Source organism: Roseovarius nanhaiticus (assembly GCF_900156535.1).
GTDB lineage: Bacteria > Pseudomonadota > Alphaproteobacteria > Rhodobacterales > Rhodobacteraceae > Roseovarius > Roseovarius nanhaiticus.
Map to the genome: position 1 here is coordinate 1 of NZ_FTNV01000009.1, position 14,291 is coordinate 14,291.

The window sequence follows — 14,291 nt, forward strand, 5'->3', positions numbered from 1 at the left end:
ACCGGTCGGTTGTTCTCGCAAGCCCAGCTATTCCTTACAGCGCAGGCCCTCACCGTCACAGGCAGTGGGGGCCTTTTTTACACGCCCATCGCGGTAAATTTTGTCGAGTCGAGGTCCGTTTTTCGAGTTTCGGTAGGGCATCTGCTCTGGCGCGGGTGCCGGAACAGCTTGGAGAAAGCTTACGACATCACGTCATTGCTCTCGTGGACCATGTCTTTCAGTGCGAGATCAGCCTGTTCCAGGCACGAGGGTTCCATCAGGGTTCCGTTTTATCAAAGCTGCAATATACTCCGGAGAGAATTCAGGATGAAATTGCACTGAAAGTGCCTGGTCAGCGTAGGCAAGCGCCGCCCAGGGACAAAGAGCATTTCCAGCCAAAGGGGTAGTGCCGGGCGGCAGGGCTACGATCTGATCCCGATGAAAGGACAATGCGTATATCGGCTCCGGGCCAAACCATTCCGCGCCGTCGGGACTGGTCTGATATTCGGTTTTTCCGATCGCCCAGCCCTGGTTGCACAGCGCGACACGTCCGCCCATTGCCTCTGCAATCAGCTGATGTCCGAAGCAGACACCGCCGACGGGGATGGCCTCTTTAAGAGCCCGGCGCACGAAAACCTTCAGATCATGGATCCAAGGCAGATCCTGATAGGCGCTGAAAAGTGAGCCGGTGATCAAGTAGCCTTCATGATCGGCGACCGACCCAGGCAACTCAACTGACACGCGGGAGAATTCTGCCTCCGGAAGCGAGGGCCGCAGCCAGATTTCGAACATGTCGGCATAGGTTCCGGCAATGTAGAGCAGACCGGGGGGTGTCCGCCTCCAGAATGCAAAGTCTCATATCAGTCATTCCGGAATCTGTTTCAATGGACACCCAGCATGCGCGGAAGTGCCAGCGACAATGCAGGGACAAAGGTGACAGCGATCATGATAGGCAAAGCGACGAAGAAGATCATCTGCAGGGCAGGCGTGATCGCGTGGTGAATGGACACCTTTCCGATCCGGCAGGCCATGTAGAGGATCGGCGCGACCGGGGGATTGTTCGCCCCGATGACAACGGAACACGCCACAATGGAGCCGAAATGCACAGGGTCGACGCCGACATCAAACATCAAAGGCATGAAAAGTGGGGCGATGACGACTGCGACCGAAAGATCGTCCATGATCGTGCCGACAAAAATCAGGAACGCGTTGACCAGATGCAGGATAAGGATGCGGCTTTCGCTGAGTGCTGCCACCGCGCGGGTCAGATCCTGCGGCATGCCCTCGGCCACCATCACCCGTCCGATCATGAAGGAAAAGAGTAATACGAAAATGATTGTTCCCGTGTTCTCTCCAGCTTCGACGAAGCTATTCCACAAGCCGCGAAACCTAAGTCTCGGTAGATGAAGAAACCGATGAAGATCGCCACGACACAGGCTACGGCTGCCGCTTCGGTCGGGGTAGCAGCAGCTGTTGCGCACTACGGCTGAGGTGGCCTCTAGCCCCGTCTTCTTTGTCGTCTGCGTGGCGGGTTGGATCGCTCTTGTGACGACGGCGTGGTCGATGTGTGCCGGCCGTGATAACGGCCCAATGCGACTGAAGCGGCGGCGGCGTCCCCCTGTTAAGCTGCGGCCGCCGCCTCCTGTCCGACGGCGCGAAAGAGGACCGCCGCGACCAGATCACCTGTGACGTTGACAGCCGTCCGGCACATGTCCAGCAGTCGGTCGACCCCAAGGATGATTACCATACCCTCTACGGGGATGTGCATGCTGCTGGCCACGTTGACCAAAATGGCGATACTGACACCTGGCGTGCCGGGCGCGCCGATACTGGAGGCCACCAGCGTTCCGACCACTACAGCAATCTGGGCCATCGTCAGGTCCACACCGGCAAGTTGCGCAAGAAAGAGAATGGCCACCGCCTGATAGAGAGCCGTTCCGGCCATGTTCATCGTCGCCCCCAACGGAATAACGAGGTTCGCGATGCTCTGCGGCACGCCAAGCTGGCGGGCGGTCTGGATCGTCACCGGCATGACCGCCGAGGAACTGGATGTTGAAAAGGCGAGGAGCAGGTTGCTGCCAGCCTCCTTGGCGAACCGAAAGGGCGTGATCCGGGCAAAGGCCAATGCGATAACCAGGTAAAGGCACAGCAAACCCGCTAAACCGAACAAAACGGTGCCGACATAGCCCGAGATACCCAGCATTGTCTCGAAGCCCATGCGCATCACCAGCTGCGCCATCAGTCCAAATACGGCGAACGGGGCAAGGAACATCGCCCACTTTACGATATTCATGGAAATGGACAGCAAGGCGTCCATCAGGGCGAGAAAGGGCGCCGCGCGGCTGGGCTGCACCCGCGTGATCGAGATGCCGACGAGCAGCGCAAAAACGACGACGGCCAGCATGTCGCCCTGCACGATGGAGGCGGTTGGATTGGTCGGCAGGATATCAACGATCAGGTCCGGCAGGGTTGTCGGCTCACTCTGCTCCGCGACGTCTGGCAGCGCCCCCCCTCCGACACGGGCAATCTGGCGTCCGAGGGCCCTGCCGAAAAGGCGGCAAGCCCCGTTCCGGGCTGGAGCCACAGCGCGAGCGCCACACCGATGGCCGCCGCGACCGAAGTGGTCGACAGGATGAACGCGGCCAGGCGCAGTCCGACCGAGCGCAACTCTTCGCCGGAACCGGCGCCAGTCAGTCCGCCAACGATAGACGAGAAGATAAGAGGGATCAGAACCATGGCGATCAGGGCCAAGAAAATCCTGCCGGGCAGCGCCAGCCAATGGCCCCCCGCCTTGGCCGTGTCCGGCCGGATTAACCCGGTCGCGTCGCTCATCAGCAGGCCGAGGCCAAACCCAAGGACCATGCCGGCCATCACCTGGGCCCAGAGCCGTGATGTGATCCAGACCCGCAGCTTGAACCGCTGGCCCGCAATTTGCATCGGGGCCTTCTGTGTCTCTTGTGTCATGGGGATCTGTTAACACGGAATGCACGGGACCCTGAACCGGCAAACCAGCGGGCCATGAGCTTTTGCCAGGCTGGGGTTGGGATTTGAGCCGATGAAAACTTCAACGCTGCGTAGCTAAATTAGGAGAATTGCGTCGCAGCGGGTGCATCGCCAAGCGCAGAGGATTCGATGAGGTGAGAAAGATGAACCTCTTGATGACAGGGGTCTGAAGTCGGAGCGGTCAGAAACTTACCCGCCGCCGACGAGATCAGCTAGAAGACAGATCGCGGACGGCGGGGGGGCTGGGCGTGAAGCGTCTACCGATCAGCCCTTGTCGGTCTCGTCGGAAATCCACGTTCCAGCCGCAACGGCGCGTGGAAGGCCAAGTGGGCCGATCGCCAGCAATGCGACTTGATGCAGATCTGCCGCATCAATTCCTTCGGAAATACCCCGGCGGCTGTGGGAATGCACCGCCCCTTCGGACGATGCACCAATTGCGAGGGCCAGTTTGATCAGCCGGCGTTCGCGGATGGTCAGACCACCCGCATCCGCAGTCGCCTCCCCCAAAGCCGCATAGGCGGCCCAGATCGAGGGGTGTTGCTGCGCCAGATCACCGGCCGCGCCGGGAAGCTCTTTGTTGTTCCCGCCGGCCATCAGCTTGCCGCGCCTTCGGCCAGAATTTCCTCAAAGGCTTCTTTGGCCTTCCGTGGCATCTTGGCATCAAGAAAGCCTTCGGGTGCGTCCGCGCCGCCGACCTGGATGACCATGACCATGCCCATCGCTGCATGAGGCTTGCATACGACCCCGATCATGCCTTCGGACGTGACCTCGACCGAGACTTCCTTGTTCATCTTGCCTGTGAAGCTGTCCTGACCTTCCGGAACCATGCCCTTGATCGTCTCGGCATTGTGGCCTTTGTCGACGGGCAGGAATACGACCGTATCGCCCACCTCGGCCGAGACAAAGCGCGGCTCGAATACCATGACGCCGGCCTCGCCCTTGTTCAGCATCTTGACCTCAATCGTCTCGGCCAGCGCCGAGTAGGGGGCCAGTGCCATCAGCGCCGCGGCTGCTATCATATTCAGTTTCATATGTATCTTCCTTTCTGAGTTGAAAAAATCATCCGCCCAAGGCGGACATGTGCCGGGGCACGGCGGTACCCGCCATGCGCGACATATCGAACGCGTGCCGCTCGGGTTTGACCATTAGCGCGGCGCGCAAGGCATCCAGCGCGGCGGTGTCCGAGTGGCGCAAGGGGCCGCGCAGATCGACCGCGCTGTCATCCCCGAGGCACGTGTAAAGCTGGCCGGTGCAACTAACGCGGACGCGGTTGCAGAGGGCGCAGAAATTGCAGGACATGGGCGAGATCAGCCCGATCAGCCCGCCGGTCTCATTGACGCGCACATAGCGCGCGGGTCCGCCCGTGCTGCGCCGCAGGGGGCTGAGCGTCCAGCGCGCCGCCAAGTCGCGCTCCAGATCGCGCAGGGACAGCACGCTTTGATTGCGGTCAAGGCCGGTCTCGCCCAGAGGCATTTCCTCGATCAGGGTCAGATCCATACCGCGCGCGTGGGCAAAGCGGATCAGGTCGTCGACCTCGCCCTCGAACGCTCCCCGGCTGGCGACCGCGTTCAGCTTGACCTTCAACCCCGCCTCTAGCGCGGCGTCGATACCGGCCAGAACCATGCGGATATCGCCCAGCCGCGTGATCGCGCGATAGCGATCCGCATCCAGCGTGTCGAGCGACACATTCACACGGCGCACACCGCACGCGGCCAGCGCCGCCGCATGGCGCGCCAAAAGCGTGCCGTTGGTGGTCAGCGTCAATTCATCCAATGCGCCTGTGGCCAAGTGGCGCGAGAGATCGCGGAAAAGGTCCATGATATCGCGCCGCACCAGCGGCTCGCCCCCGGTGATGCGCAGTTTACGCGCGCCGTGCCGAATAAAGAGGTCCGACAGACGGGCCAGTTCCTCGAGGCTGAGGACGTCCCGCCGCGGCAGGAAGGTCATCCTTTCGGCCATGCAATAGGTGCAGCGCAAATCGCAGCGGTCGGTCACCGACAGGCGCAGATAGTTTACCGTTCGGCCAAACCCATCGACAAGGGGCGCGGGCGCGGTATCAAGCGGCATCGCGCGCCTCCTGCGATTGCAGCGCCCAGTCGACGACGGCGCGCGTCTCCATCGGCAGATCGCAGGCGGCATCGCCGCCGAACATCCGCCAACCTTCGGCATAGGTGGGCCGCACGGCGGTCAGGACCGGAACGCCCAGACTGATTGCGCTGGCGATCAGATCGCGAAATCCGCGTCCCTCGCTTTCGCCCCGCCCGAACCGGTTGAGGATCAGCAGATCGGCGCCAGCGCGCAACTCGCCTTCGATAAAGGCGGCGCAATCGGCCAGCGCGCCGGGATGCAGGCGGCAGCCGCGCGATCCGGCGCCGAGGGGCTGCGAGATGCGGAATGTCTTGCCGGAGCCCAGCGTCGTCAGGTCCATGTCGGCGCAGTGACACTCGCCTGACGCCGCCCCGCGGCTTTGCAGGGCGCCGCGAATGCGCAGGCCGGACGCGTCCAGCCGGGCGGCAACCTCGGCCAGAAAGCTGTCGATATCGCCAGCGTCAAAGCGGATCGCGGCAAGGAGGGGATGGGATGTCATGCGCAACCTCCGAAAGTGTTGAAAGGGTGCCAATGCAGCATGTCACCCGGCGCGACCGATGCGCAATCCGCCGCGACGATTGCCATGCCGTCCGCCTGCGCGAGGGGCAAGAGCGTGGCCGATACGCCTTGGCCCAAACGCCGAAGGACCGGCAATCCGTCTGCGTCATGGCGGATCAGGCATACGGGAAAGACCTCGGCCCGCCCCGGCTTGCGCTGCCAGTCGAAATCGGCACGGGCGGGCATTTCGGCGAAGGGTTGCGGCGCGGCGCCGGTCAGGCGCGCAAGCTGCGGGCGCAGGAACATATGATAGCCGACATGCACTGCCATCGGATTGCCGGGCAGGCCCGTTACCGCCGCGCCATTCAGCGATCCGAACATGACCGGCTTGCCCGGTTTCAGCGCAACGCGCCACGCCTCGATTTGGCCCCCGGCGGCGCAAAGGGCTGCGCGAATATGATCCCTGCCGCCCATGGAGACGGCGCCTGTCGTTACGATCAGGTCATAAGCGCCGCCGAGGGCGCGAAATGCCGCCTCGGTCGCGGCGGCGTCATCGGGCAGAATGCCCAGATCATGCACCTCCGCACCGTCCTGCGCGAGCAGCGCAGACAGCATCGGGCGGTTCGCATCCTTGATATGCCCCGGCGCGCAATCGCCATCCGTCACCTCATCCCCGGTCGAGAAGAGCGCTACGCGCGGACGCCGCGTGACGGTGATGCCCCGCACGCCATTGGCGGCGAGCAAGCCGACATGATGCGGGGCGATGCGGGTGCCCGCCGCCAGCAGCATTTGCCCGGCGCCTTGATCGCTACCGGCGCGGCGGATGTTGGCGCCCGGCGCGGGGGGCGTCTCGATATGAACCTTGTGGCCCTTGTCCACGCACGCCTCGATCATGACAACGGCGTCGGCGCCGCGGGGCAGGGGGGCGCCGGTATAGATCCGCAGCGCGTCGCCCGGCGGCAGATCGCGGGGCGCATCGCCCGCCGCGACCGTGCCAGCCACCGGCAGGCAGCATCGCCCAGCGAGATCGCCAAGGCGAAGGGCAAAGCCGTCCATCGCGGAATTGTCAAATGAAGGCATCGCCTCGTCTGCGTTTATGCTTTGAGCCGCAATGCGGCCCTGCGCGGCGGCCAGATCGACCGTTTCGAATTGCGTGATCGGCTGCACCTGCGCCAGCGCCACCTGCACGGCGTCGGTATGGCTCAGAAGGGTTTGGCGCGCCGCTAATTGATCGCAATCGCACCCTATTTTTACGCTGGATCCGTCCATGGGTATCCCCTTGGCCGGGCGAACACGCCCGCTTAGATGTCAAATGGCCGGGCGGCCTTGATCGCCGCCCGGCAGCTGTGCGATGCGCGCTTACATCGGCGCGTCTGATGCGTTCTCCATCAGGAATTCCATGACCAGCGCCGCCTCATTCTCGTCCAGACCGGCGCGGGGGAACATCGACGGGGTGATGCCCTTCCACTGGTTCTGGGTGAAGTGAGAGACCTCGCGCGGGCCGTGGCAGACGGTGCAGCGCTCGTAGAAGATCTTCTCGCCTGGTCCGGCATCGGCCAGCAAGGATTCGGTGATGTCATAGACACGGTCCAGTCCCAGCAGATCCTCGTCGATCGCGGCCACTTCGTAATCCTCGATGATCGGTGGCTTTTCGTAGGCCATGTTGGGGCCTTCGGGATCTTCGCATTTGCGCATCTCGCACAGCACGGTGTTGGCCGTGGTCGCCTGTGACAGACCCGAGGACCGCTGGGTCGAGGTCAGGAAGTTGACCAGACCCGAGTTGCAGCGCCCCTTGCTGTCCAGCGACGGCCAGCCACCCTCATAGACCGACACGACGCCCGGCATGATATCGTCCGACAGGATCGCGCCGACGATGATCGTGCCGCGATCGTTATAAAGCTCGACCAGATCGCCATTTTCGATGCCGCGATCGGCGGCGTCTTGGGTGTTGATGCGCACCGGCTCGCGGCCTTGGATCTTGTAGAGATCGCGAAGCGTCTCGGACTGGTCCATCTGGCTGTGCAGGCGATACCAGGGGTGCGGGCTGACGACGTGCAGTTGCCCTTCCTTGGCGTTGCCCAGATATTCGTGTTTTTCCATCCATACGGGCATGCCAGGGCAATCGTCGATCTGAAAGCCTGCGATCTCGCTACAGAACATCTCGATCTTGCCCGATGACGTGTGCAGCGGGTTCTCAATGGGATCGGTATAGAAATCGCCGTGGCGAACCCATTGGCGCGCCTCTTCCGGCACTTCCTGGCGGGCATAGCCTTTCTCCCAGAATTCCTCGAAGGGTGTGTGCTGGGCGGCGGCAGAACGCTCGTATGCCTGTTGGATATGGTCGATCAACTCATAGCCGTCGGTGAACTGGGTCCACAGGCCCATCTTGTCAGCGAGCGCCTCGCAGATGTGATAGTCCGACATGCTCTCGCCAACCGGCTCGATCGCCTTCTTCATGGCGTAGACCTTGTCGTTTGAATAGGTACCGCCGACACTGATGTCGTCGCGCTCCAGCGTCGAGCAGGCGGGCAGCACGATATCGGCCCAACGGGTCGCTGCGGTCCACCACACATCGACGCTGACAATGGTGTCGACCTTTTCCAGCGCACGGATCAGGCGGTTGGTGTCCTGCTGGTGCGACATGAAGTTGTTGCCCGCGTTGTAGATCATCTTCACGTCCGGGTAGGTCCCGGTCATGCCGTTGTAGATGAAGTCCTCACCGGGTTGCTCCAGCATCTCGGTGATGCGGCTGGCGGGGCAGATCCCCTTGACCCAGTTGCGCCCCTGGCTGAGGCCGGTGGGCGTGGATTTGCCCGATTGCGGCATCCCGCCGCTGCCGTAGTGCCACGAGAATCCGACGCCCTGACCCGGCTTGCCGATATGTCCGCACAGCGCCGAGAAGTTGACGATGGCCCAATGGGTCATCTCGCCGTGCTGCGCGCGCTGCAGCGACCATGCGCCGGCGATCTCGGTGCGCTTGGTGGCCATCATCACGGCCAATTCGCGGATCTTTTCCGCGGGGATGCCGGTGATTTTCTCGGCCCATTCGGGCGTCTTGGGGGTGTCGTCTGTTTCGCCGCGGACATATTTGATCCACTGGCCCGAGCCGACTGTGTATTTCTTCAGATAGACACGATCTTCGAGGCCCTGATCCAGAACATGATACGCCATCGCGGTGAAGAGGGCGACGTCTGTGTTGGGGATGATCTTGATCCAGTCGGCGTCCAGATACTCGTCCGATGCGGTGCGCTGCGGGTTGATCGAGAGGAACTTCACGCCGTTATCACGGATCTGCGCCCAGGGGCCGGTCATCTGGTGGTCGGCCACTGTGTATTCGATGCGGTTGTTTTTGACCGGGTCACAGCCGACCAGAACGAAGAGCTCGGTATTGTCGCGGATGACTTCCCATGCGGTCTGCGCGGAATAGACCTCCATATCGCCGATCACGCGGGGCAGGCAGATCTGGCTGGCGCCGGCGGACCAGTCGCCTTGCGTATTGGTGCAGCCACCGATGAGGTTGAGCAGACGGCCCTGCATCACGTTGGGGCGGAAGTTGCCAGCATTGGCCCAGCCGCCATAGGACGAACTGAAGATCGCTTCGTTACCGTGATTTTCCGCGGTATCGAGCAGCGCCTTGGCCGTCAGGCCGAGGGCGGTGTCCCAATCGACGCGGACGTATTCTTCCTTGCCGCGCAGCTCGGGCTTGGTATCGCCGCTCTCCCAATTCTCCAGATAGGATTTGCGCACCATCGGATAATTGATGCGGCTCTTGTCATAGGTGCGGTCGGTGACGCCGTACATCAGCATCTCGGTCGGTTTTGCGTCCAGCTCGGGGATGGCGTTGATATTGACCAGCTTGCCGTCCTTTACGATCGCCTCGAAGGGGCCGAAATGACTGGCGTGGAACACGCGCCCTTGCGTGAACGAGTTAGGGTCAAGCGCGGCCATCGCGGTGCTGCCCATAAGGCTGGCTGCGCCGAATGTCGCGGCGCCGCCCTGAAGAAACGCGCGGCGGGTGGGTCTTTGAAAGGACATATCGGCCTCCGGTAAAGATGAACTTGGCCCTTTAGTATTGAATATCGCGCCGCGCTGGTTGATCTGGAACAACTGCGCTTGTTCGAAGATGTAACTAGATGTAACAATCTGCGGATGAGCCAACACATCATCATTGTCGAGGACGACCGCACCAGCCGAATGCGGCTGGCGGCTTATCTGCGCAGCCTCGGCTACCGTGTAAGCGAGGCAGAGGACGCCGATCAGATGCAGGCGATCATCGAGTTTGATCCAGCGGAATTGCTGCTGGTGGACATCAATTTGGACGGCAAGGACGGTTTGACCATCACGCGCGAGCAGCGTCAGATCTCGCGCGTAGGGATCATCCTGTTGACCGCGCGGGACGACCAAGTGGATCGGATTGTCGGGCTGGAAATGGGCGCGGATGACTACATCACCAAGCCATTCGACAAGCGCGAATTGGCCGTCCGGGTCAAGAATCTACTGGCCCGCATCGCCGATATCGGGCAGCCGCCGCAAGGGGCCCCTCCGGTCGAGACGTTCGGGCCTTGGCGGTTCGACCGCATCCGGCGGCGTATCGTGTCCGCCGCCCGGACCGAGCAGCTGAGCAAGCAGGAGTTCGATGTCATGGCGGCGCTGGCCGAGCATCCGGGCCAGACGCTGAGCCGGGCGCGCCTGTCCGAGATGATGGGACGCGGCGCGATGCGGTCCAATGACCGGATGATCGATGTGGTCGTCGGGCGGCTGCGCAAGAAGGTGGAGCGCGATCCGTCACACCCGGAATGGATCCTGACCGAACACGGGCAGGGCTATCGTTTTGTGGATCCTTCATCGATCTGAAGTCCCGCTGCCTGTGCGGCAGCATGCAAAATCCTTGCCGCATCCGCGGCTGCGTCGAGTGCGCGTGCGAGCGACGGATCTTGCTCATTTTCCGCAGCCGCCTCGACCTCTGCCAGCGCAGCCACCAGTGCGTCCAGCCTGAAATTCGACGCCGCGCCTCGCATCCTGTGCGCTGCTTTGCGCCGCGCCTCCTCGGCACCGGCTCGCAGCGTGTCGATCTCGCCCTGTAGACCGTCAAGAAAGTCGCGCACGATCAGCGCCGTTGTCTCCGCGCCAAGATCGGCGATGTCGCCGCGCAAACTGTCGACGATCTGGTCGGCACCTTGCGGCAGATCGGCGGGAGCGCAAAGTGCGAGCACTTCGGCCATTGCCCGGGGGGAAATCGGCTTGGAAAGAATGCGCGCCACATTCAATGTGGCGCGATTTTCCGCGGTGTCCTCGATCAGATGTGCCGTCAAAGCGACGCGCAAGGGCGTGTCCGTGCGAGATCCGATCCGCGCGGCCACTTCCATGCCGCTGATATCGGGCAGATCAAGATCAATCAGGACAAGATCGAAATGCGCCGTATCCAGCGCGGTCAGCCCCGCAGCGCCGGTGGCGGCCTCGGTGACAGTGCAGCCCATACGCTCCAGATATCCGCGGGCGACGATGCGGTTGACCTTGTGATCGTCGATGACCAGCACGGCGCGGCCTGCCTCGACATCTTGCCAATGCGCGGCGTCATCGGGGATCAGATCCGCATCGCCCATCATCAAGGGAACGGTCAGTGTGAACCGGCTTCCGATCCCCTCCTCGCTCTCGACGCTGAGTGCGCCGCCCAAGGTCGCCGTCAATCTGCGAGAAATCGCAAGTCCGAGCCCCAGACCTTCGACTCCGTCGCGCCTGGCCTGGTCAGCCCTGCTATATTCATCGAAGGCTGTTGTCATGGCCTCGCTGGACATGCCGGCGCCGGTGTCGGCCACGGTCAAGCTGAGGACAGGCTGGCCGGTATCTGGCGAGGTCGCATGATCGACGAGCAGCGTAACCGAACCGCGCTCGGTATATTTAACCGCGTTGGACAGCAGGTTGATCATCACCTGTCTGATCTTGGTGATATCGCCAAAGAGGACAGGCGGCGCGGTTTCCGACAGGTCGATGACGGACTCCAATTGCTTGGGTCCTGCCAGCGATTGCAGGTGATGCCCCAGCTGCCCGACAAAGTCTCGCAGCATGAAATGAACCGGATTGAGGCGGTCGGCGCCGTCTTGATTCCCGGCATAGCTCAGAATCTCATTGGTTAGCTCCAGCAGCTCGCAGGCCGAGCGATGCGCCGTTCTTATGCGAGATTGCGCATCGGCGGCTTCGGTATCATCCTTCAGCAAACCGAGCATGCCGATTATTCCGTTGAGCGGCGTTCGTATCTCGTGGCTCATGCGCGCGAGAAACTCGGTCTTGCTTCGATTTGCAGCCTCAGCCTCGGCGCGAGCGATATTCGACAGCTTCATTTCGCTCACTACGTCACCGGTCCGCGCGATTACCGCCTCTTCCAGGTGAGTCCGTAAGCGTGCGGCCTCATACGCGCGGCGGCGCAGGATATTCAGAGCCTTTTCCATGCGACCGATTTCATCCTGGCCGGTGATCGGCATAGGATCGCCGTAGTCGCCGCCCGCCACGGCCACGATCCGGCCCGATACATTCGCGAGCCGCGTGACCAGCTGCCTGCGCGCATAAAGCCAGAGGATAAATGCGGCGATTGTTGCCGAGGCAACCACCGCCAAAAGGGTGAATGCAAGCGTGCGTGCGCGGGACTGAGCGGTGGCAATTTGCGCCAGCCCCTGCGCCTGCACTCTATCCCGACCGAGGCGGGCGCGCTCCGATATTTCCCGGATCGCCTCGCGCAAGCGGTTGCTGTCGGAGGAAATGACGGATTGCAAAGCCAGGCGCGCCGCTTGCTGGTCGATGATCCCGCCGGTCGCGACTGCCCGACGATAGTCTTGCAGCATTGCGATTGCGTCCTCTTGAGCGGAGGATGAGGGTAGGAATCGCGCGCGGCGCTCTGCCTGTTCTAATTGGACGGATACATCGGAATGCATAGCGGTCAAAGCCTTCTGCTCAGAGATGCGCTCTACTTGCTGTAGTTGCAGCCGAACCGCATCGACGATCCGTGCCATTTCCGTAACGCGCTCGAAGGCAAAGAAAGATTCGTCGGCAAGTGCGTCGAGCGCTGGCCGGGGATCATCTGCACCCCCCTGGTAGAGCCCGACGATTCCGGCCGTAATTCTGAGTCGAGCCAGATCGGTTTGCGCCTCGATCAAAGCGTTGATCGCCGCTCCCTGCCGAGCGAGGTCTTGCCCCGATGCTTTGATACTGCCCGCGAGCTGTAATCTATCGAGGCCATTTCGCATCATCTGGTCTACGATTTCGTCAGCACGGATCCCCGAGAGTGCTGTCGGGCTCTGCGCGGTAATGCTTTCGAGTTTCAGCGCGCCGCTGCCTATGCGATCGACGGCCTCCTCGAGGGCGGCGGCGATCCGGTTAATATCATCTGGCGTGTCCGCCTGCTCGAACGCGGCGACCAGATTGCCGACCCCTTCAGCGGCGGCCCCGATACGGCTTGCAAGCTCCATCGCCGGTAGGTTCGTCTTGATTAGATCCGTCTGGCTTTGGGCCAGATAGCGGTTGACGGCTATACCAACGACTCCCACCATGACCGCCAGCGCCGCCATGGCCGAGAGAATTTGGATCAACCGCATGTCAAATCTGGTCTGGCGCATCGCCCGACTTTACGGACGTGTCAGGGCAGGCACAATCGGAACGCTTTGCCTTGGTGTATGCCTTTGTCTGTGCCTTGCGCTGGCGCCGATGCCTCTGTTTGCCGAGCCGTCGCGGCTTATCTGCGTTCTCGTACCTCACTTCAAAGATGAATACTGGCTGAGCGTCGCATATGGTCTTGAGCAGGAGGCGGCGCGGCAAAACGCGGATTTGTTGATGTATGAGGCCGGCGGATATGGCGCGCAAGCCCGGCAGATCGAGCAGCTGGCCGCCTGTGCTGATCGCGGCGTGGATGCAATCTTGATTGGAGCGGTCACGCAGGACGATCCGGCGCTGCGGTATGCCATCGCGGCCACCGCACATGATATACCGGTCTTCGGGCTGGTGAACGATGTTGATAGCGATGCGTTGCAAGGCCGTATTGGTGTCGACTGGCATGACATGGGACTGGTTATCGGGCGTCACTTAGCCATGCTGCACCCCGAAGGCTCAGCGAAGCAATCGGCGCTTTTGGTCTCCGGTCCATCTCGCTCTGGATGGCCCGCGCTCTTGGAGGCGGGGTTGCGCGACGGGTTGGCCGAGAGCTCCGTCAAGATCATCGACAGATTTGGCGCGGATACAGGATTGCGCCAGCAACTCTCGATCGTTGAAACCGCTCTGAAGCAACATCCCGATGCCGACTATCTGATCGGCAGTGCGCCCGCCATTGAAGCGGCTATGGGATTGCGCGCCAGGCCCGGCGATCGCACGTCACCCACGCTCATATCGACATACATCAGCCACACGGTTCTGCGCGGCCTTATAAACGGTGCAGTCATGGCGGCCTCCTATGATGATCCGGCGCTGCAAGGAGAATTGGCCGTTCGGCGGATCGTGGAGTGGACGGGAGAAAATCTTGGTCTCGGTCCTCTGGGGCCCGAGGTGGTGCTGCTGTCCCAGATCGCGCAAAATTTTACGCAAATTCGCATCTCGCCAGCCGATTACTTTCCCAAGATACAGTAGCCATCAAGACCCATGCCTTTGATCGCATTTTCCGGAGTGTTCGCGAAGGCAACAGAAAGGCCGAGTCTTCTCGCTGGCATGCTTGCTGTGAGAACAAAATCGCCCGGCCATCCAGT

General features: G+C 61.9%; 13 protein-coding genes. 2 read left to right on the top strand and 11 right to left on the bottom strand.

Translation table 11 applies throughout. The annotated features are described in order from the left end of the window. Nucleotides 1-228 precede the first annotated feature (228 nt). From BW975_RS17595 to BW975_RS17640, 10 genes are all read right to left on the bottom strand, one after another. A complete protein-coding gene (locus BW975_RS17595; protein ID WP_076535649.1) occupies nucleotides 229-771 on the bottom strand; it encodes a type 1 glutamine amidotransferase in 543 nt (180 codons plus the stop codon). 89 nt (nucleotides 772-860) lie between these two features. Beyond that, the gene (locus BW975_RS17600) at nucleotides 861-1,460 is read right to left on the bottom strand and encodes a TRAP transporter large permease subunit (protein ID WP_272482032.1); all 600 of its coding nucleotides are present in this window, start codon (nucleotides 1,458-1,460) and stop codon (nucleotides 861-863) included. Between the two features lie 140 nt (nucleotides 1,461-1,600). Continuing rightward, nucleotides 1,601-2,506, bottom strand: a complete 906-nt coding sequence (locus tag BW975_RS18320) for a dicarboxylate/amino acid:cation symporter (protein ID WP_272482033.1) — start codon at nucleotides 2,504-2,506, stop codon at nucleotides 1,601-1,603. Further along, on the bottom strand, nucleotides 2,434-2,943 hold the full coding sequence (locus tag BW975_RS18400) for a cation:dicarboxylate symporter family transporter (protein ID WP_076535652.1): 510 nt from the start codon (nucleotides 2,941-2,943) through the stop codon (nucleotides 2,434-2,436). The genes BW975_RS18320 and BW975_RS18400 overlap by 73 nt, the downstream gene beginning before the upstream one ends. Nucleotides 2,944-3,246: 303 nt before the next feature. After that, nucleotides 3,247-3,576 (bottom strand): carboxymuconolactone decarboxylase family protein, encoded by a 330-nt coding sequence (locus BW975_RS17615; protein ID WP_076535653.1) that lies wholly within the window; start codon nucleotides 3,574-3,576, stop codon nucleotides 3,247-3,249. Further along, nucleotides 3,576-4,013, bottom strand: a complete 438-nt coding sequence (locus BW975_RS17620; protein WP_076535654.1) for a pseudoazurin — start codon at nucleotides 4,011-4,013, stop codon at nucleotides 3,576-3,578. Before BW975_RS17620 ends, BW975_RS17615 begins: the two co-directional genes overlap by 1 nt. A gap of 28 nt (nucleotides 4,014-4,041) precedes the next feature. After that, on the bottom strand, nucleotides 4,042-5,049 hold the full coding sequence (moaA, locus tag BW975_RS17625; RefSeq protein WP_076535655.1) for a GTP 3',8-cyclase MoaA: 1,008 nt from the start codon (nucleotides 5,047-5,049) through the stop codon (nucleotides 4,042-4,044). Continuing rightward, nucleotides 5,039-5,569, bottom strand: coding sequence for a DUF2478 domain-containing protein (locus tag BW975_RS17630; RefSeq protein WP_076535656.1), 531 nt, complete (start codon nucleotides 5,567-5,569; stop codon nucleotides 5,039-5,041). Before BW975_RS17630 ends, moaA begins: the two co-directional genes overlap by 11 nt. Further along, complete coding sequence (locus BW975_RS17635) at nucleotides 5,566-6,837, bottom strand: molybdopterin molybdotransferase MoeA (RefSeq protein ID WP_076535657.1); 1,272 nt, start codon at nucleotides 6,835-6,837, stop codon at nucleotides 5,566-5,568. Before BW975_RS17635 ends, BW975_RS17630 begins: the two co-directional genes overlap by 4 nt. A 90-nt stretch (nucleotides 6,838-6,927) precedes the next feature. Further along, entirely contained in the window at nucleotides 6,928-9,603 is a 2,676-nt protein-coding gene (locus BW975_RS17640; RefSeq protein WP_076535658.1) for a molybdopterin-dependent oxidoreductase, read from the bottom strand. A 114-nt stretch (nucleotides 9,604-9,717) separates the two neighbouring features. Between BW975_RS17640 and BW975_RS17645 the strand changes: the two genes are divergently transcribed. Continuing rightward, nucleotides 9,718-10,422: a response regulator gene (locus BW975_RS17645; protein WP_076535659.1), complete on the top strand. Its 705-nt coding sequence runs from the start codon at nucleotides 9,718-9,720 to the stop codon at nucleotides 10,420-10,422. Here the strand turns inward: BW975_RS17645 and BW975_RS17650 are convergent. Next, nucleotides 10,392-13,154 carry an ATP-binding protein gene (locus BW975_RS17650; RefSeq protein WP_244512634.1) on the bottom strand — a complete coding sequence of 921 codons (2,763 nt, stop codon included), beginning with the start codon at nucleotides 13,152-13,154 and terminating at the stop codon, nucleotides 10,392-10,394. The genes BW975_RS17645 and BW975_RS17650 overlap by 31 nt on opposite strands. Between BW975_RS17650 and torT the strand changes: the two genes are divergently transcribed. Beyond that, complete coding sequence (gene torT / locus BW975_RS17655) at nucleotides 13,108-14,175, top strand: TMAO reductase system periplasmic protein TorT (protein WP_244512635.1); 1,068 nt, start codon at nucleotides 13,108-13,110, stop codon at nucleotides 14,173-14,175. The genes BW975_RS17650 and torT overlap by 47 nt on opposite strands. The last annotated feature ends 116 nt before the right edge of the window (nucleotides 14,176-14,291 follow it).

Bases quoted from the DNA above. Each gene is read 5' to 3' on its own strand.
- BW975_RS17615 (WP_076535653.1), bottom strand. From the start codon at position 3,576: ATGGCCGGCGGGAACAACAAAGAGCTTCCCGGCGCGGCCGGTGATCTG.
- BW975_RS17595 (WP_076535649.1), bottom strand. From the start codon at position 771: ATGTTCGAAATCTGGCTGCGGCCCTCGCTTCCGGAGGCAGAATTCTCC.
- BW975_RS17620 (WP_076535654.1), bottom strand. From the start codon at position 4,013: ATGAAACTGAATATGATAGCAGCCGCGGCGCTGATGGCACTGGCCCCC.
- BW975_RS17645 (WP_076535659.1), top strand. From the start codon at position 9,718: ATGAGCCAACACATCATCATTGTCGAGGACGACCGCACCAGCCGAATG.
- BW975_RS17630 (WP_076535656.1), bottom strand. From the start codon at position 5,569: ATGACATCCCATCCCCTCCTTGCCGCGATCCGCTTTGACGCTGGCGAT.
- BW975_RS17640 (WP_076535658.1), bottom strand. From the start codon at position 9,603: ATGTCCTTTCAAAGACCCACCCGCCGCGCGTTTCTTCAGGGCGGCGCC.
- BW975_RS17650 (WP_244512634.1), bottom strand. From the start codon at position 13,154: ATGCGGTTGATCCAAATTCTCTCGGCCATGGCGGCGCTGGCGGTCATG.
- BW975_RS17635 (WP_076535657.1), bottom strand. From the start codon at position 6,837: ATGGACGGATCCAGCGTAAAAATAGGGTGCGATTGCGATCAATTAGCG.
- torT (WP_244512635.1), top strand. From the start codon at position 13,108: ATGACCGCCAGCGCCGCCATGGCCGAGAGAATTTGGATCAACCGCATG.
- moaA (WP_076535655.1), bottom strand. From the start codon at position 5,049: ATGCCGCTTGATACCGCGCCCGCGCCCCTTGTCGATGGGTTTGGCCGA.
- BW975_RS18400 (WP_076535652.1), bottom strand. From the start codon at position 2,943: ATGACACAAGAGACACAGAAGGCCCCGATGCAAATTGCGGGCCAGCGG.